The sequence below is a fragment of the Pseudomonas sp. HP_01 genome (assembly GCF_055284355.1).
This window is the reverse complement of sequence record NZ_JBTOPV010000010.1, coordinates 62,493-81,189: the sequence shown is the minus strand read 5'-3', so window position 1 is coordinate 81,189 and position 18,697 is coordinate 62,493. Positions and strand designations below refer to the sequence as shown.

Here is an 18,697-nt window from a genome sequence, read left to right as displayed (position 1 = left end):
TTCCTTGCACGTGGATAACGTTGTGCTAGGTGCTAGGCTCTGGCCTCGCCCGGCTGAAACGGCACATCTCAAGCAGTAGGTCCGATGGGCTTCTTCGTTCCTCGGTCCACGCTATGAGGTTACCGCCACATGCCCTACACGACTTTTTCGGAAGTTCAGGTCCAGGACTTGATCAAGGCCATCGACAGTAACGGATACGCCGTCCTGCCAAACTGGGCCAGCCCCTCCCAACTCGAATCACTGCAAGCACTGGTGGCCCGTACTGTTGCCGATTGCGGCAACGATTACGTGGCCCTCTCAGGCCCAAAGGCCGTGCAAGGCACGCCGCTTCATGAATGGGGCACGTCGCCGGACTTCATCGATTTATGCCGACGCATCGTCGAGGGCGTCACCGGTGAGCGCTCAAGGGACAATGACATGACCCAGACATTGCGCTGTCTGACCGGCAGCGGCGGGCGCCGCGAATCCCTGATCTTCCACTACGACTCGTTCGTGCTGACTACCATCATGCCGGTCTGCATGCCCACCAGCGGAGAACGCGGCGACCTGTTGATGCTGCCCAACCGTCGGCCGATCCGCCGCTCCTACTTCACCAACTTGCTCGACAAGGTGCTAGTGGACAACGGCTGGGTGCAGCGCCGTCTCAGGAGCAAAGTCGCGAAGGATGAGAACGCCTTTACGCGGATCGCCATGCAACCCGGCCACCTGTACCTGTTCTGGGGGTATCGCTCACTGCACACCAATATGCCCGTGGCCGAAGACGCACTGCGCGCCACGGCGGTGTTCCACTACCACAACGTGCACGGCAGCAGCTCGCTGGCCAGCCGACTGCGTCGATCACTCGGGACCTGGAAAGATAAGGGTTTGCAGGAGGATGTGCCGCAGATCTGAGGTGATCAGGTGGCCCGGCAACCGTGATGCCTGGCGGACGGTGGTGACTGGGCACCACCTTGCAGGAGCCGGCTCCGACAGAAATCGCATGCTCAGCGATTTCGCGGAGTTGTCCCAAAGGGCGAGGACCGCCGTCAAGGCAGTCCTACGCTGGCCCCTTCAATCCGAGGCATCCACCGACACGCGATTGCGCCCGTTCTTTTTGGATTCGTACAGGGCTTGATCTGCGCGCTCGATGAGCATCTTGTGGTCGTCCATCGGCGAGGTCATGTCAGCGACGCCCAGGCTGATCGTGCAATGAATAGCTTCGCCTTCATGCATGACCTCCAGCGCCTCGACGGCGACGCGCAGACGCTCGGCGAACATGGCGCCACCTTGCCTGTCGGTGTCGGGCAGCAACACTGCAAACTCTTCGCCGCCGTAACGGCCGGCAATGTCAGCGTCGCGGATGTGCTCACGGACCACGTCCGCCACCCGTTGGATCACCCGGTCGCCGCATTGATGCCCGTAAGTGTCGTTAACGCGTTTGAAGTGATCGATGTCGAACATCACCAACGCTGCACTGGTGCCGTAACGCACATGCCGCGCATGCTCCAGACGCAGCGCTTCTTCCCAGTGGCCGCGGTTGTACAGGCTGGTGAGGCGGTCGGTGCTCGACAGCTTCTGCAGCTCGCGGTTGGCCGCCTGCAATTGCAGACGGTTCGTCGCCACATCGGTGACGTCGTAGATCACCAGGCAGACATGGGTCACCGCGCCGGTCGTCGAGCGCAGCGGATACATCGTGGTGTTCTGGTACATGAAGTCTTCTTGCCCGGTGATGGGCTGATAACTCTTGAAATGAACCAGAAAAGGGCGCTGCTCCCAGATCGTGAACGCTGGCGTACCAAGGGTAATCACGCTGTCGAGCTTGTTTCTCAGCCAGCGTTCGTTGATCTCCGGAAACAACGAAAAGAACGAACGGGTCGACGCTTCGTAAGACAGTATTCCGGAACGGTTCTCCATGAAGGTGTTCCAGACCTGCACCCGGTATTCCTGATCCAGCACCACCACGCCGACGTCGATGCTCTGCGTCACGGTGAGCAGCCAGTGCAATTCCTTGAAATCGATACGATCGTTCATGAATCAGCTCATCATGTGGGCGAGTTTCCGCGAAAGCAGCTCGGCCGAGTCTTCGGTGAACAACATCAACAGATCGAAATGGATGTTATAGCCCTCCAGGCTGTAACTGATCTCCACAGCCAGCGTCTTCTTCCAGCGCCGCTCGTTGAGACTGATCAGCTCTTCAATGCCACTGTGCAAACCCAGCACTTGAGGGTGGCTCTGGGAAAATGCGATATCTAGCTGCTCGGCAATGCCGCTCAGACAGGCACCGATCAGGATCGAAGACAGATCCAGCAACATCTCCATGTCGGAGTAGTCGGCGTCATCGATCTTCATCAGCTGCGCCATGTCGGCGATTTCCGAATCATGAAACAACAACAGCGCTTCGCCTGCGATCCCGCCACCGATATAACCCTGACACACCGCCGTGAGCCGGTCGTTGGCCTGGGCATCGGCCAGCGCCATGTGCAACTCGCCCACCTCCAGCATATTGACGTTGGGCACCGGCAGCCGCACGAATACGCCCAATACCCTCGCCAGCAAAGCGGCCGCGCGGCCCATTGCGACGTTCACGGTTTCGCGGAACGCGTCATTGAAACTGATGGCCGACTGGTCGAAGATCGACGCCGGGGCCAGCGACTGATTGGCGCTCTCCCCCAACAGGCCTAGCCGCTTGAGGGTCTGCTGCAGTTGATCTGGGTCGGCCGGCTTTTTCAGAAAGGCGAGCGCGCCCAGTTCGAGGGTACGGCGCACCGCCTCTTCCTGTACGTCACCGGAGACGACGATGACGCTGGTCTGCAGGCTTTCCGCGCGGATGGCGGCCAACGTCTGGTAGCCGTCCATGTCCGGCATTGTCAAATCGAGCAATACCACGCGGCCCAGACCCTGACGAATCGCCTCGATCCCCTCACGGCCGTTGGTCGCCGTGGTCACTGACACATCCCACTCGGGCGGCAGGGCCTTCATCAGTTGTTTGCGCGCCATGTTGGAGTCGTCGCAAATCAGTAAGGGAATCGTGGGCATCTACTTCTCACAGCAAAAGAGTTTCAGGCTTGGCCCGGTGTACAGCGTTGTCACAACTAGGTGAGCAAAGACTCACGCCAGACTGTAGCTGATGACAAGTCATCAAAGCGTTAAGGGGTGGGTAGATTCACCACCCATTTAACAATGGGCTGCGTGATATGCAATTACTGTGCTCAGCTGATTCCGTTCATCCCGGGTGGATAGGCGCTACCACCTCATTTGGATAGCAACGCGCGCTGCAGAGTAACGCAGCGAGCGTGCCGAGAATATGTCAAATACCTCCTTCATGGGTGAGAGAGTCAGGAAGACGCGAGGAAATCCGGGCATAAAAAAAGCCCCGACGCGAGCGCCGGGGCTTTTGTTGACCACATCCTTGTGGCCTTTCGCATGAACCTTGAATCAGTCGGCTGACGACTTTCACACTGTCAGCAGGCTATTGCGCAGGTTCGATCGAATGTAATTACTCAGCTTTCAGGCCATCAGCCGAAACAGCTTTCACGCCTTTGATTTTCTTGGTGATAGCTACAGCGGTAGTTTTCTGTGCTTCGGTAACAGCAACAGTCGACGACAGGGAAACCACGCCTTTGTTGGTTTCAACCTTGATGTCCGAGCCTGGGATGCCTTTCTCGGTCAGCAGATCAGATTTGACCTTGGTGGTGATCCAGGTGTCCGAAGTAGCTTCTTTGGTTTTGGCAACTTCGTTTGCAGCTACAGTCATTGGAGCTTGTGCAGAGGTCTGAGCCATGGCTACGTTGGCCATAGTCAGAGTCAGAGCAGTGGCGGTAGCAGCAGCGATAGCGAACTTCTTCATACGGGTAACTCCTGTTTTTCTCAGAATCTGCGCCAATCTGGTTGGCTGCAGGGTTACCTATATGTCGCAAGCGCTGTGCCAACCCCCTCATTGAAATAAAAACTATATAAATCAATGGGTTATATTTTTCAGGATCCACTGCTGTCGTGCAGATTGCCCGCTTTGGGAAAGTTCCGCTTGCAAGATGCATGTTCTGACGGGACGCCCAGCCAATGATTTCGTCGCTAAGCCCTTAATTGCGCTCAAAAAAAAGAGCCCCTAAGGGCTCTTCTTTAACAGCAGCGGGAGCGCGGGTTAAACCCCCGACGCCTTGGCAGCTGCGACGTCTTTGATCGACAGCTTGATGCGACCGCGGTTGTCCACGTCCAGCACCAGTACTTCGACTTCCTGACCTTCTTTCAAGATGTCGGTGACTTTCTCTACGCGAGCGTCGCTCAACATGGAGATGTGCACCAGACCGTCTTTGCCCGGCAGGATGTTAACGAACGCGCCGAAGTCGACGATGCGCTCAACCTTCCCGACGTAGATCTTGCCGATCTCGGCTTCAGCGGTGATACCCAGAACGCGCTGACGTGCAGCTTCAGCTGCTTCCTTGGTTTCGCCAAAGATCTTGATCGACCCGTCGTCTTCGATGTCGATCGACGCCTTGGTCTCTTCGCAGATGGCACGGATGGTCGCGCCGCCTTTGCCGATCACGTCGCGAATCTTGTCGGTGTCGATCTTCATCGCGATCATGGTCGGTGCGTTTTCCGACAGCTCGGTGCGCGACTGACCAATGATGGTGTTCATCTGACCCAGGATGTTCAGACGTGCTTCCAGCGCCTGACCCAAAGCGATCTCCATGATCTCTTCGGTGATGCCCTTGATCTTGATGTCCATCTGCAGCGCGGTCACACCTTTAGCGGTACCGGCCACTTTGAAGTCCATGTCGCCCAGGTGGTCTTCGTCACCCAGGATGTCGGTCAGGATGGCGAACTTCTCGCCTTCTTTAACCAGACCCATGGCGATACCGGCAACCGGTGCCTTCATTGGAACACCAGCGTCCATCAGGGCCAGCGAAGCACCACAGACCGAAGCCATGGAGCTGGAACCGTTGGACTCGGTGATTTCCGACACAACACGGATGGTGTAAGGGAACACGTCGGCAGCAGGCAGCATGGCCTGAACAGAACGGCGGGCCAGACGGCCGTGACCGATTTCACGACGACCTGCGCCACCCATGCGACCACACTCGCCCACCGAGAACGGAGGGAAGTTGTAGTGCAGCATGAACGGGTCTTTCTTCTCGCCCTCAAGGGTATCGAGCAACTGAGCGTCACGGGCGGTACCCAGGGTCGCCACGACCAGTGCCTGAGTTTCGCCACGGGTGAACAGCGCCGAACCGTGAGTCTTCGGCAGAACGCCGACTTCGATGTTCAGTGGACGAACAGTCTTGGTGTCGCGACCGTCGATACGCGGCTTGCCGTTAACAATGTTTTCGCGAACGGTGCGGTATTCGATTTCGCCAAATGCGGCTTTGACTTCGCTGGCGGACGGGCTGCCGTCTTCAACAGCCAGCTTGGCAACGATCTGATCCTTCAGCTCACCCAGGCGAGCATAACGATCGGCCTTGACGGTGATGGTGTAGGCCTCGGAGATCGCTGCGCCGAACTCGGAGCGGATGGCGCCCAGCAGCTCAGTGGCTTCAGCTTTCGGCGCCCAGTTCCAGGTTGGCTTGGCAGCTTCGGCGGCCAGCTCTTTAACGGCCTTGATGACCGACTGGAATTCGTCGTGGGCGAACAGCACGGCGCCCAGCATCTGGTCTTCGGTCAGTTCTTTGGCTTCCGATTCAACCATCAGTACCGCTTCTTCGGTACCGGCAACGACCATGTCCAGGCTCGATGCTTTCAGTTGCTCGTAAGTCGGGTTCAGCAGGTAGCCGGTGCTCTCGTGGAAAGCAACGCGCGCGGCACCGATCGGGCCGTCGAACGGAATGCCGGAGATGGCCAGGGCAGCCGAAGTACCGATCATCGCCGCGACGTCCGGATCGGTTTTCTTGCTGGTGGAGACGACGGTGCAGACAACCTGCACTTCGTTCATGAAGCCTTCTGGAAACAGTGGGCGGATCGGACGGTCGATCAAACGCGAGGTCAGTGTTTCTTTTTCGGAAGGACGGCCTTCACGTTTGAAGAAACCACCAGGGATCTTGCCAGCGGCGTAGGTCTTTTCCTGGTAGTGAACGGAAAGAGGGAAAAAGCCTTTGCTTGCGTCTGCATGCTTGGCGCCGACCACAGTCACGAGAACGGTGACGTCGTCGTCAACGGTGACCAATACAGCACCAGAAGCTTGACGGGCGATACGGCCAGTCTCGAGGGTTACGGTCGATTGACCGAATTGAAATTTCTTGATTACCGGGTTCACGGTTTCCTACCTTCTTTGTGGCTCTTGGGGAACTGGTTTCTTGCGAATTCTTGGGCAGCGAGGGGAATCGGACCCTTCGGCAGTCCAGATACAACTAGAGGCTGGGAGGCCGCCAGCCCACTGGTAAAACCAGCGGAACATGACGACCAGCCAACCTCTATCCGAGTCGTTATTAGCGACGCAGACCCAGACGACCGATCAGGGCGCTGTAACGGCTAACGTCCTTACCTTTCAGGTAATCCAGCAGCTTGCGACGCTGGTTTACCATACGGATCAGACCACGACGGGAGTGGTGATCCTTGCCGTTGGCCTTGAAGTGGCCTTGCAGTTTGTTGATGTTGGCGGTCAGCAGTGCAACTTGCACTTCTGGCGAACCAGTATCACCAACAGCTTGCTGGTAGTCGGTTACGATCTGAGCTTTATCTTCAACGCTGAGTGCCATGTGGGCATTCCTTTTATCAAGAAACCGCTCCGGGGAGACGGCTTCAACAGGCCGAGAGCTGACTCTCGTATTTAAATGTGAGGAGTGACCATGCCTGTTAACAGCCACCCTCGTACCGCCGTGCCAGGAAACCCTGCCGCGACGGGTCCGGTCACTCTGACCGAATCAGTCGACGAGGCGCAATGCGCCCGTCTTCACTCACTTCACCGATACCGATGAAGCGCCCTTCATGATCCTGCACCCGCACCATGCCAAACTTCGGCGCGTCGGGGGCTCTTACTGGCTGACCATGCAGCCAGTAAAACGAACTGTGCTCCGAGAACTGCAGCAGCGGCCAGTCCAGCAAACCGCTGTCCGATGGCATCAGGAAGCGATCAACTGCTTCGTTCCCGCCTTCGGCATGCACCGCTTCCAGCTCTTCCAGCGTTACCGTCTGGGCCAGCGTGAAGGGGCCGGCCTGGGTACGACGCAACTGGGCAACGTAAGCACCGCAGCCCAGCTTTTCACCGATATCTTCCACGAGGGTACGGATATAGGTGCCTTTGGTGCAGTCGACAGCCAAACGAGCGGTGTCACCTTCGCACGCCAATAATTCCAGGCGCGCAATAGTAACAGAACGCGGTTCGCGCTCCACCACTTCCCCTGCCCGGGCCAGCTTGTATAAAGGCTGACCGTCCCGCTTGAGGGCAGAGTACATCGGCGGTATCTGACTGATATCCCCGCGAAATGCCGGAAGCACCGCTTCGATATCCGAGCGACCAACGGTCACAGGCCGCGTCTGCAAAACCTCACCCTCGGCATCGGCCGTAGTGGTGGTCTTGCCGAGCTGCATCAGGGTTTCATAACCCTTGTCGGAATCGAGCAGATACTGGGAAAACTTGGTCGCTTCACCGAAACACAGCGGCAAAACGCCGGTTGCCAGCGGATCAAGACTGCCCGTGTGGCCGGCTTTTTCTGCGTTGAGCAACCAGCGCACTTTTTGCAGCGCGGCGTTGGACGTGAAGCCCAGCGGCTTGTCGAGCAGGATGATACCGCTGACGTTACGGCGAATACGCTTGACCTGAGCCACGCCTTATTCCTCCGAACCGTCTTGCTTAGGCGCCTGGTGCTGACCGTCTTCAGCCACTGCACGCTCGATCAATGCCGACAAATGCGCGCCACGGGCAACGCTTTCGTCGTAATGGAAATGCAGTTGCGGAACGCTGCGCAGCTTCATCTCACGCGCCAGCTGCATGCGCAGGAAGCCTGCAGCAGCATTGAGCACCTTGATCGACTGCGCGATTTCTTCGGCGCTGTCCTGCCCCATCACGGTCATGAAGATTTTCGCGTGGCCAACGTCACGGCTGACATCGACGGCGGTGATGGTGACCAGCCCCACGCGGGGGTCTTTGATTTCACGACGGATCAGCTGTGCCAGCTCACGCTGCATCTGATCGCCGATACGCTGGGTACGGCTGTATTCTTTTGCCATGTCTTGTTACCTGTCACTGCTGACCCATGGCAAAAGCCATGTGGTCTGAAAGCGGCAAACGCCCGGCCTGGCGAGAGCCGGACCGGGCGTTGCGTTTAGAGTCCATGACCGGCGCGGGGCATTTTCATGCTGCGCCTGCCATGACTCCTGAAGCTCGCGATTTAGAGGCTGCGAGCCACTTGGACCTTCTCGAAGACTTCGATCTTGTCCCCGACCTTGACGTCGTTGTAGCTCTTGACGCCAATACCGCACTCCATGCCGGCACGTACTTCGGAAGCGTCATCCTTGAAGCGACGCAGGGATTCCAGCTCGCCTTCGAAGATAACGATGTCTTCACGCAGTACACGGATTGGACGGTTACGGAAGACAACGCCTTCGATGACCATGCAACCTGCGATCGCGCCGAATTTCGGCGAGCGGAACACGTCGCGGACTTCAGCGATACCCAGGATGTTCTCGCGAACGTCACTGCCAAGCATGCCGGTGAGGGCCTTCTTGACGTCTTCGATGATGTCGTAGATGACGTTGTAGTAACGCATATCCAGACCTTCCTGCTCGACGATCTTGCGTGCGCCAGCATCGGCACGCACGTTGAAGCCGAACAGTACAGCGTTGGAGGCCAGTGCCAGGTTGGCGTCGCTTTCGGTGATACCACCGACACCGCCGCCCACTACACGCACTTGCACTTCGTCGTTACCCAGGCCATTCAATGCACCCTGCAACGCTTCCAGAGAACCACGGACATCGGATTTGAGGACGATGTTGAGCGTCTTCTTCTCTTCCTGACCCATGTTCTCGAAGATGTTTTCCAGCTTGCCAGCGTGAGCGCGGGCCAGCTTGACTTCGCGGAACTTGCCTTGACGGAACAGAGCCACTTCACGGGCTTTCTTCTCGTCGGCAACAACGCTCATCTCGTCGCCAGCGTCCGGCGTACCGTCCAGGCCGAGAATCTCGACAGGGATCGACGGACCGGCTTCTTTGATTGGCTTGCCGTTCTCGTCGAGCATCGCCCGAACGCGACCGTAGTTGGAGCCAACCAGAACCATGTCGCCCTGACGCAGCGTACCGTCCTGAACCAGAACAGTCGCAACCGGGCCGCGGCCCTTGTCCAGACGCGATTCAACTACAACACCACGACCCGGAGCCGACGGCGTTGCCATCAATTCCAGAACTTCGGCCTGCAGCAGAACGGCTTCAAGCAGCTCGTCAACGCCGGTACCCATCTTCGCGGAGACCGAGACGAAAGGTGTCTCGCCGCCCCACTCTTCAGACGTCACGCCGTGAACCGACAGTTCACTGCGGATACGGTCCAGGTCAGCGCCCGGCTTGTCGATCTTGTTCACGGCAACAACCAGCGGAACACCGGCAGCCTTGGCGTGTTGCACGGCTTCGATGGTCTGCGGCATTACGCCGTCGTCGGCAGCGACAACCAGAATCACGATGTCGGTCGCCTTGGCACCGCGGGCACGCATTGCGGTAAACGCAGCGTGACCCGGGGTATCGAGGAACGTCACCATGCCACGCTCGGTTTCTACGTGGTACGCACCGATGTGCTGAGTGATACCACCGGCTTCGCCAGCAGCAACCTTCGCACGACGGATGTAGTCGAGCAGCGAGGTCTTACCGTGGTCAACGTGACCCATGACCGTTACAACCGGCGCACGGGAGAACGTCTCACCTTCGAACTTCAGGGACTCGGCCAAGGAATCTTCCAGCGCGGTGTCGCTGACCAGGGTCACTTTGTGGCCCAGTTCTTCAGCGACCAGCTGGGCAGTTTCCTGATCCAGAACCTGGTTGATGGTGGCCGGAGTACCCAGCTTGAACATGAACTTGATGATCTCGGCAGCTTTGACCGACATCTGCTGAGCGAGATCGCCCACGCTGATGGTTTCGCCGATCTTCACTTCACGAACGACAGGGCCGGTAGGGCTCTGGAAACCGTGCGCGTTGCGCTTCTTCAGCTTGGCCTTGCCGCGACCGCCGCGACGGAAGCCATCGCTTTCTTCATCGGTAGTACGAGGAGCAACGCGTGGCGTTGGCGCCTTTTCCTTGACCGACGCACGATGCGGAGCGTTCTTGCGATCGCCATCACCACCGCCGCCGCTGCGACGATTGTTGTCGTCGTTGCGTGGTTTGTCAGGGCGACGCTGTTCGTCTTTCTTGCGATCAACGACATGTGCAGGTGCAGGTGCAGGTGCCGCAGCCGGAGTTTCCCGGGCTGGCTCGGCAGCTTGCGATGCAGGTGCCGGCGCCGCAACGGCGTCAGTTGCAGGGGCACCCGACGAAGGCTGACGGCGCGCTTCTTCTTCGGCACGCTGACGGGATTCTTCTTCAGCCTTTTGACGAGCGGCATTTTCTACCGCACGACGTTCGTCCAGCTCGCGCTTGCGTTCGGCTTCGATTTCTTCCGGGCTGCGCTGAACAAAGACTTTCTTTTTGCGTACTTCAACGCTGATGCTTTTGCTGCCAGCAACGCGGAGGGTACTGGTGGTCTTGCGCTGCAAAGTGATCTTGCGCGGCTCTTCCACCTTGGCCTTGTGACCGCTTTTCAGGTGCGTCAACAGGGCTTGTTTTTCGATATCGGTCACAACTTGTTCGGCGGCGTTGTGCGGCAAACCTGCCTCACGCATCTGCTGTAACAGGCGCTCTACCGGTGTGTCGACCGTCTTGGCCAGTTCTTTCACCGTGACTTGCGTCATGCACTTCTCTCCTCAGGCCGCATCTACTTACTCGAACCAATGGGCTCGGGCGGCCATGATCAACTTGCCGGCACGATCATCGTCAATGCCGTCGATGTCGAGCAGATCGTCAATAGACTGCTCGGCCAGGTCTTCGCGGGTAATTACGCCGCGCACCGCCAGTTCCATCGCCAAATCCTTGTCCATACCCTCAAGCGAGAGCAGGTCTTCGGCCGGATGGGCGTCTGCCAGCTTTTCCTCAGTAGCGATGGCTTTAGTCAACAAACGATCCTTGGCACGAGCGCGAAGCTCGTTGACGGTATCTTCGTCAAAGCCGTCGATGTTGAGCATTTCTTCCAACGGTACGTAGGCAATCTCTTCCAGGCTGGTGAAGCCTTCGTCTACCAGAACCTGAGCGAGATCCTCATCGACTTCCAGCTCGTCGATAAAGTTGCGCAGGATGTCACCGGTTTCCGCTTGCTGCTTGGCCTGGATGTCCGATTCGGTCATCACGTTAAGGGTCCAGCCAGTCAACTGACTGGCCAACCGCACGTTCTGGCCACCGCGGCCAATCGCCTGGGCGAGGTTATCTGCGCCTACAGCGATGTCCATGGCGTGGGCATCTTCATCAACGATGATCGCTGCCACTTCGGCAGGCGACATGGCATTGATGACGAACTGCGCCGGGTTATCGTCCCAAAGCACGATATCCACACGCTCGCCGCCCAACTCGCCGGAAACAGCCTGCACGCGCGAACCACGCATGCCGATGCACGCGCCCTGCGGGTCAATGCGTTTGTCCTTGGAGCGAACTGCGATCTTTGCACGCGAACCAGGATCACGAGAGGCAGCCATCACCTCGATGAGTCCTTCAGCGATTTCCGGAACTTCAATCCGGAACAGCTCGATCAACATTTCCGGCGCGGTACGCGACAGGATCAGCTGAGGGCCGCGGTTTTCGGTGCGGATCTCTTTGAGCAAAGCACGGACGCGGACACCTACGCGGAAAGTCTCCCGCGAAATGATGTCTTCACGCGCCAGCAGAGCTTCGGCATTGTTGCCAAGGTCGACGATGACATTGTCACGTGTAACTTTTTTAACAGTGCCGGAAATGATTTCGCCCAGACGCTCACGATAGGCGTCCACGACTTGAGCTCGCTCGGCTTCGCGAACTTTCTGCACAATGACTTGCTTGGCAGTCTGCGCGGCGATGCGGCCGAACTCGATGGAATCGATCTTTTCTTCTACTACGTCGCCAACGTTGGCACCCGGATGCGTCAGGGCAACCTTGCTCGGCCACGTTTCGATCGCCGGGTCGTCGAGATCGTCTTCTTCGACGACGGTCCAACGACGGAAAGTCTCATAGGCACCTGTATGACGATTGATCTCGACACGCAGGTCTACTTCGTCTTCAAAACGCTTCTTGGTGGCCGTAGCCAGAGCTATCTCAAGCGCTTCAAAAATCACATCGGCCGGTACGCCTTTTTCATTGGATACCGATTCAACAACCAGCAGTACTTCTTTGCTCATCGTACGCCTCGCCTTTCGCAAGCCATTGGATCCGCGGGATCCGCTGTATCTGGCACGTCTTAGTCAAACGTGGGAATAATGTTGGCTTTGTCGATCAGATCGATCGGCAACAGAAACTCGTGATCTTCAACCTGAACCACGACGTCCTGCTCCTCCACCCCGCGGAGAAGGCCTTGAAAGTTGCGTCGACCTTCAAAGGGTGAACGCAGCTTTATCTTCACTTGTGCCCCGGCAAACTCCGCAAACTGCTCAATGGTGAACAGTGGGCGTTCCATGCCTGGAGAGGAAACTTCGAGCGTGTATTCGGAGCTGATCGGATCTTCTACATCCAGAATACCGCTGACCTGACGGCTGACGATCGCGCAATCGTCCACCAACACGCCGCCTTCTTTATCGATATAGACGCGCAACATCGAGTGGCGCCCTTGAGACGAATACTCGATACCCCAGCATTCATAGCCTAGGGCCACGACCACCGGGGCCAGCAAGGCCTGCAACTCTTCTAGCTTGCTCGACACCTGAACCCCCTCGTGCATGCTGCAAATAAAAAATGGGCAAAAGCCCAATCATGAAAAACGCCTGCGAATAGCGGCGTCATAAAGTGTCCAGCTAACAAAAAGCCCCTGAAAAGGGGCTCCGCTAAAACTGGTTGCGGGGGCTGGATTTGAACCAACGACCTTCGGGTTATGAGCCCGACGAGCTACCAGACTGCTCCACCCCGCGACAAAGCTGGGGCGGAAGTATACGACCGATCCAAATCTGGGTCAATCCGACACATCCACCTACAAGAAAGCCCGCTACTGCGGGCTTTCTTGTTAATTGGTACCGAGAAGGGGACTCGAACCCCTACACCCTATGGGCACAACCACCTCAAGGTTGCGTGTCTACCAATTCCACCACCTCGGCATTACAACTCTTTTGCAGCCCCAAAAACAGCTGCGAATCCGGTATTACTTCTGCTCTGGTGTAGCAGGAACATCAGCAGGTACTGCAGCTGGTTTCTGTTGCCCTTCCAGAACCGGAACATCATCTGCTGCCGGCTTTTGCTTCACTTCCAGTACCGCTGGATTTGGCAAACCTACTTGAGTCAGCTGGTGAGCTTTCTCTTTAGCAAAGTAACCTAACCCTAAGCTGGTCATGAAGAAACAGGCGGCAAGTATAGCAGTAAGTTTACTGAGAAAGGTAGAGGAACCTTGCCCACCGAACACAGTATTTGATGCACCTGCTCCAAATGATGCGCCAGCGTCAGCACCTTTACCCTGCTGCAGCAAAACCAGAGCAACAACGCCCAGAGCACCCAGCAGATGAAGAACGACTACGACTGTTTCCAGCATTTTTTCAGTTTCCCGCGGCGCGAATGATCGCACCGAACTCATCTGCATTCAGGGAGGCGCCACCAATGAGGCCTCCATCGATATCCGGCATGCCGAACAGTTCGACCGCATTGGCCGCCTTCACGCTGCCGCCATATAGAAGACGCACACCTTGTGCGACTTCAGAATTCTCTTTCTTCAACTGCGCACGAATCGCTGCATGCACTTCCTGCGCCTGTTCCGGCGAGGCAGTCAGTCCGGTACCAATTGCCCAGACTGGCTCATAAGCAATGACCGCATTAACGAAAGCACCAATACCAAGTTCTTCGATGATGCTGCCAAGCTGCTGACCAACCACTTCGAGCGTCTTGCCGGCTTCTCGCTCTTCGAGCGTCTCACCAATGCACAGTATCGGGATCAAGCCTGCTGCCTGAGCAGCCTCGAACTTGCGATTCAGAACCTCATTGCTTTCGCCCATTATCTGGCGACGCTCCGAGTGCCCCACGAGCACGAACTTGCAACCTGCATCAGCCAACTGAGTCGACGACACTTCTCCAGTCAACGCGCCCTGCCCGGCCTGAGGGGCGCAATTCTGCGCACCGACAGAGATCGACTGCCCTTCCAGGCAATCAACCACAAGACTCACGTGCAGGCTTGGCGGGAAGACCGCCACATCTACGCCACCCGGAAGGGCGAGATTTGCAAGACCCTCGATCAGCTCAGCGACGCTGGCGCGGGTACCGTGCATCTTCCAGTTACCAGCTACCATAGGGCGACGCATGCTGTACCTCGTCGGTCAAAGTGGGCGCAGATGTTACCCAACAGTTTCAACACTGGCAAGCCGAAATCAGGCGCAAACTTCAGCAACCAGTTTTGCCAGTTGATCGGCATACCCGCGCACCACGATTTCGTCCTCGCCCTCGACCATCACACGCACCAGCGGCTCGGTCCCGGACTTGCGCAGAAGCACACGTCCACGCCCGGCCATGGCGGCGGTCACACGATCACAGGCCTCAATGACGGCGGGGTGCTTGACCGGATCGACACCTCCACCCTCAAAGCGAACATTGATCAATACCTGAGGGCATTTCTTAAGGCCTTCGCGCGATTGCGCCAGGCTCTGCCCGGTACGCTTCATCGACAGCAGTACCTGCAATGCAGCAATGATCGCATCCCCCGTCGTGGTATGCCGGAAGCACACGACATGGCCCGAGTTCTCGCCGCCCACTTGCCAATCGCGCTCAAGCAGCTCGGCGATGACATAACGGTCGCCGACGTTGGCGCGCACGAACGGGATGTTGAGATCCGCAAGCGCCAGCTCCAGCCCGAGGTTGCTCATCAGGGTACCAACGACGCCTCCCTGCAATTGCCCTCGCTCCTGAAGGTCGCGCGCAATGATGTAAAGCAGTTCGTCACCATCGACGATCGCGCCGGTATGGTCGACCATCAGTACGCGGTCGCCGTCACCATCGAACCCGATGCCCAGGTCAGCACCATGCTCGACAACGGCAGCCTGTAGCGCCCCCATGTGGGTGGAACCGCATTTGTCATTGATGTTGAGCCCATTGGGAGCGGCCGACAGCACAGTAACGTCGGCGCCAAGCTCACGGAACACATTCGGCGCTACCTTGTACGTCGCACCATGAGCGCAATCGACAACGATCTTTAGCCCGTCGAAATCGGTACTGGTCGGAACACTGCTTTTACAGAATTCGATGTAGCGGCCCGCGGCGTCGTTGATACGGGACACCTTGCCGAGCTTTTCGGATTCCTCGACGGTCATCGGTGCATCGAGCAGTTCTTCGATCATCAGTTCGATCTCGTCAGGGAGCTTGGTGCCCTGCCCGGAGAAGAACTTGATGCCGTTGTCATAATGCGGATTATGCGACGCACTGATCACGATGCCCGCTTCGGCATGGAATGTACGCGTCAGATAAGCGATCGCCGGCGTCGGCATCGGACCAAGGAGCATCACGTCCGCACCCGCAGCAGATAATCCGGCTTCGAGCGCCGACTCAAACATGTAGCCCGAGATGCGCGTGTCCTTACCCACCAGAATCCGGCATGCGCCCATTTTCCGGAAGGCCATCCCTGCCGCCCATCCCAGCTTCAGCATGAAATCAGGGGTGATCGGGAATTGACCAACACGACCGCGAATACCGTCGGTACCGAAATATTTTTTAGTGCTCATGGGTGCTCCAGATTTCTTATTTTGCTGACTGAACAGCAGCAATCATACGCACCACATCTACCGTCTCCGGGACGTCGTGCACACGTAGAATTTTTGCGCCATTGATCATCGCCATGGCGGCCAGCGCGAGCGCGCCATGCAGACGCTGATCAACAGGCTTGTCGAGAACCTTGCCGATCATGCTCTTGCGAGAAACACCGACCAGCAGAGGACGGCCCAACACATGAAGGGCCTCCATGTGCTTGAAGAGGCTCAGATTATGCTCAAGGGTCTTGGCGAAGCCAAACCCTGGATCAAGGATGATCCTCTCGACAGGGATGCCTGCCGCGACACACTGGTCCATGCGCTCGCGCAAGAATGCACTGACCTCACCAACCAGATCAGTGTAGTGAGGGTCATTCTGCATGTCCGTCGGCTCGCCGCGCATGTGCATGAGGCATACGGGTAAGCCCGTTGCCACGGCGGCATCGAGCGCCCCGTCACGACGAAGCGCGCGAACATCGTTGATGAGTCCTGCTCCCAGGCGGGCGGTCTCGCGAATGACAGCAGGCGTGGAAGTGTCTACCGAAATGATCACATCCAACTCGGCACTGATTGCCTCAACGACAGGCGCCACGCGCTCCAGTTCTTCAACGGGAGAAACAGATCGCGCACCGGGCCGAGTTGACTCGCCCCCGACGTCGATCAGGGTCGCACCGGCCAGCATCATCGCTTCGGCATGACGCAGCGCCAAGTCTCGCTGCGCAAAGCGGCCGCCGTCCGAGAACGAATCAGGTGTGATATTGAGGATCCCCATCACGTGCGTGCGGGATAAATCAAGAACCCGGTTGCCGCAAGGCAACCGGGTCGGGTGAAGCGCAGAAGCCATGTCAGACCTTAGTGTTCGGCAGCAGGACCGCCAATCGGCGATTCCGGACGCGGACCTACAGGTGCGATAGGGGTGCCGGAATCCCCGGAGCCACCTTCCCAGTCGCGAGGTTCGCGTGGCGGACGGCCTGCCATGATGTCATCGATCTGTTCAGCGTCGATCGTCTCGTATTTCATCAGCGCATCAGCCATCGCTTCCAGCTTGTCGCGATTGTCAGTGAGGATCTGTCTTGCAGTTCCGTAGCACTGATCAATGATGCTCCGCACTTCGGAGTCGATCAGACGCGCCGTGTCACCGGAGAGACTAGCATTCTGACCGCCACCGCCGCGACCCAGGTAACCGCCTTCTTCCTCGTCCGAATACATCAAAGGACCGAGCTTCTCGGAGAGACCCCACTTGGTAACCATGTTTCGAGCGATCTGACTGGCTCGCATGATGTCGTTGGAAGCGCCGGTGGTTACACCATCGAAGCCCAACGTCATTTCTTCCGCAATACGACCGCCGTACAGCGAGCAGATTTGACTGATCAGCGCACGCTTGGACAGACTGTAGCGGTCTTCCTCGGGGAGGAACATCGTTACACCCAATGCACGACCGCGCGGGATGATCGACACTTTGTAGACCGGATCATGCTCTGGCACAACGCGACCAACGATTGCATGACCTGCCTCGTGATACGCCGTATTGCGCTTCTCTTTGTCGGACATGACCATCGATTTGCGCTCAGCGCCCATCATGATCTTGTCTTTCGCCAGTTCGAACTCTTTCATCTCGACGATGCGCTTACCGGTGCGGGCGGCGAATAGCGACGCTTCGTTGACCAGGTTGGCCAAATCAGCACCGGAGAAACCCGGGGTACCGCGAGCGATAACGCCTGGCTGAACGTCGTCACCCATTGGCACTTTGCGCATGTGTACTTTAAGAATCTGCTCACGACCGCGGATATCGGGCAAGCCCACCACGACCTGACGGTCGAAACGGCCCGGACGCAGTAGCGCAGGGTCGAGGACGTCCGGGCGGTTGGTGGCGGCAATCACGATGATGCCGTCATTCATTTCAAAGCCGTCCATCTCAACCAGCAATTGGTTGAGTGTCTGCTCGCGCTCATCATGACCACCGCCCATGCCGCCGCCACGGTGGCGACCTACGGCATCGATTTCATCGATGAAGATGATGCAGGGCGCGTGCTTCTTGGCCTGCTCAAACATGTCACGAACACGGCTTGCACCCACGCCGACAAACATCTCGACGAAGTCGGAACCGGAGATCGTGAAAAACGGAACCTTGGCTTCACCCGCGATGGCCTTCGCGATCAGGGTTTTACCTGTACCTGGAGGACCCACCATGAGGACGCCGCGAGGGATGCGACCGCCCAGGCGCTGGAACTTGCCCGGGTCGCGGAGAAACTCGACGAGCTCGCCGACTTCCTCTTTGGCCTCATCACAACCGGCCACGTCAGCCAATGTGGTTTTGACCTGATCTTCGGACAGCAGGCGCGCCTTGCTTTTACCGAAGCTCATCGGCCCTCCCTTGCCTCCCGCACCACCTTGCATCTGGCGCATGAAGAACATGAAGACAGCAATAATCACCAGTATAGGGAAGCTGGCGACGAGGAGCTGAGTCCAGATGCTTTGCTGCTCTGGCTGCTTGCCCTCGATCACAACGTTGTTGTCGACCAGATCACCGATCAGCCCGTTGTCCTGGATGGCCGGGCGGATAGTCTTGAAGGAGTCGCCATCACTGCGCTTGCCGGTGATGACGTAACCGTCAACGGCAACCTTCTCGACTTTGCCGTCTTTCACCTGCTGGATGAATTCGGAATAGTTGAGGGTCTGCGGCTCGTTAGGACTGGAGAAGTTGTTCATCACGGTCACGAGAACCGCCGCGATGATCAACCACAGGATCAAATTCTTTGCCATATCGTTCAATTAGCTACCCTCTGAAGCAAGCTCCACGCTGGAGCGTGCCTCGCATGATA

At 57.7% G+C, this 18,697-nt stretch carries 16 protein-coding genes and 2 tRNA genes; 1 reads left to right on the top strand and 17 read right to left on the bottom strand.

Going from position 1 to position 18,697, the window contains the following annotated elements; translation table 11 throughout:
• Positions 1-129 precede the first annotated feature (129 nt).
• Positions 130-891: a hypothetical protein gene (locus ACYAR8_RS07865; protein WP_463579551.1), complete on the top strand. Its 762-nt coding sequence runs from the start codon at positions 130-132 to the stop codon at positions 889-891.
• A 159-nt stretch (positions 892-1,050) separates the two neighbouring features.
• On the opposite strand, the gene ACYAR8_RS07860 is transcribed toward ACYAR8_RS07865, so the two are convergent.
• From ACYAR8_RS07860 to ftsH, 17 genes are all read right to left on the bottom strand, one after another.
• On the bottom strand, positions 1,051-2,010 hold the full coding sequence (locus ACYAR8_RS07860) for a GGDEF domain-containing protein (RefSeq protein ID WP_108118902.1): 960 nt from the start codon (positions 2,008-2,010) through the stop codon (positions 1,051-1,053).
• A gap of 3 nt (positions 2,011-2,013) precedes the next feature.
• Positions 2,014-3,015: a response regulator gene (locus ACYAR8_RS07855; RefSeq protein WP_074888511.1), complete on the bottom strand. Its 1,002-nt coding sequence runs from the start codon at positions 3,013-3,015 to the stop codon at positions 2,014-2,016.
• Positions 3,016-3,475: 460 nt separating this feature from the next.
• The gene (locus ACYAR8_RS07850) at positions 3,476-3,826 is read right to left on the bottom strand and encodes a BON domain-containing protein (protein ID WP_074888508.1); all 351 of its coding nucleotides are present in this window, start codon (positions 3,824-3,826) and stop codon (positions 3,476-3,478) included.
• Positions 3,827-4,120: 294 nt separating this feature from the next.
• Complete coding sequence (gene pnp, locus ACYAR8_RS07845; protein WP_065987598.1) at positions 4,121-6,226, bottom strand: polyribonucleotide nucleotidyltransferase; 2,106 nt, start codon at positions 6,224-6,226, stop codon at positions 4,121-4,123.
• A 172-nt stretch (positions 6,227-6,398) separates the two neighbouring features.
• A complete protein-coding gene (gene rpsO, locus ACYAR8_RS07840; RefSeq protein ID WP_037015114.1) occupies positions 6,399-6,668 on the bottom strand; it encodes a 30S ribosomal protein S15 in 270 nt (89 codons plus the stop codon).
• A 151-nt stretch (positions 6,669-6,819) separates the two neighbouring features.
• Entirely contained in the window at positions 6,820-7,737 is a 918-nt protein-coding gene (gene truB, locus ACYAR8_RS07835) for a tRNA pseudouridine(55) synthase TruB (RefSeq protein ID WP_074888502.1), read from the bottom strand.
• A gap of 3 nt (positions 7,738-7,740) precedes the next feature.
• On the bottom strand, positions 7,741-8,139 hold the full coding sequence (gene rbfA, locus ACYAR8_RS07830) for a 30S ribosome-binding factor RbfA (protein WP_463579550.1): 399 nt from the start codon (positions 8,137-8,139) through the stop codon (positions 7,741-7,743).
• A 161-nt stretch (positions 8,140-8,300) separates the two neighbouring features.
• Positions 8,301-10,838: a translation initiation factor IF-2 gene (gene infB / locus ACYAR8_RS07825; protein ID WP_074888495.1), complete on the bottom strand. Its 2,538-nt coding sequence runs from the start codon at positions 10,836-10,838 to the stop codon at positions 8,301-8,303.
• Between the two features lie 27 nt (positions 10,839-10,865).
• A complete protein-coding gene (nusA, locus tag ACYAR8_RS07820; RefSeq protein ID WP_074888492.1) occupies positions 10,866-12,347 on the bottom strand; it encodes a transcription termination factor NusA in 1,482 nt (493 codons plus the stop codon).
• A 59-nt stretch (positions 12,348-12,406) separates the two neighbouring features.
• Positions 12,407-12,865, bottom strand: coding sequence for a ribosome maturation factor RimP (gene rimP, locus ACYAR8_RS07815; RefSeq protein ID WP_074888710.1), 459 nt, complete (start codon positions 12,863-12,865; stop codon positions 12,407-12,409).
• Positions 12,866-12,993: 128 nt separating this feature from the next.
• Positions 12,994-13,070 (bottom strand) — tRNA-Met (locus ACYAR8_RS07810).
• Between the two features lie 97 nt (positions 13,071-13,167).
• Positions 13,168-13,253 (bottom strand) — tRNA-Leu (locus ACYAR8_RS07805).
• Positions 13,254-13,297: 44 nt separating this feature from the next.
• On the bottom strand, positions 13,298-13,681 hold the full coding sequence (secG, locus tag ACYAR8_RS07800; RefSeq protein ID WP_074888489.1) for a preprotein translocase subunit SecG: 384 nt from the start codon (positions 13,679-13,681) through the stop codon (positions 13,298-13,300).
• A 4-nt stretch (positions 13,682-13,685) separates the two neighbouring features.
• Positions 13,686-14,441: a triose-phosphate isomerase gene (gene tpiA / locus ACYAR8_RS07795; RefSeq protein WP_074888486.1), complete on the bottom strand. Its 756-nt coding sequence runs from the start codon at positions 14,439-14,441 to the stop codon at positions 13,686-13,688.
• Between the two features lie 66 nt (positions 14,442-14,507).
• Positions 14,508-15,851, bottom strand: coding sequence for a phosphoglucosamine mutase (gene glmM, locus ACYAR8_RS07790; RefSeq protein WP_463579549.1), 1,344 nt, complete (start codon positions 15,849-15,851; stop codon positions 14,508-14,510).
• Between the two features lie 16 nt (positions 15,852-15,867).
• Positions 15,868-16,719 carry a dihydropteroate synthase gene (folP, locus tag ACYAR8_RS07785; protein WP_463579548.1) on the bottom strand — a complete coding sequence of 284 codons (852 nt, stop codon included), beginning with the start codon at positions 16,717-16,719 and terminating at the stop codon, positions 15,868-15,870.
• Positions 16,720-16,727: 8 nt separating this feature from the next.
• Positions 16,728-18,638 carry an ATP-dependent zinc metalloprotease FtsH gene (gene ftsH, locus ACYAR8_RS07780; protein ID WP_108118907.1) on the bottom strand — a complete coding sequence of 637 codons (1,911 nt, stop codon included), beginning with the start codon at positions 18,636-18,638 and terminating at the stop codon, positions 16,728-16,730.
• Positions 18,639-18,697: the final 59 nt, after the last annotated feature.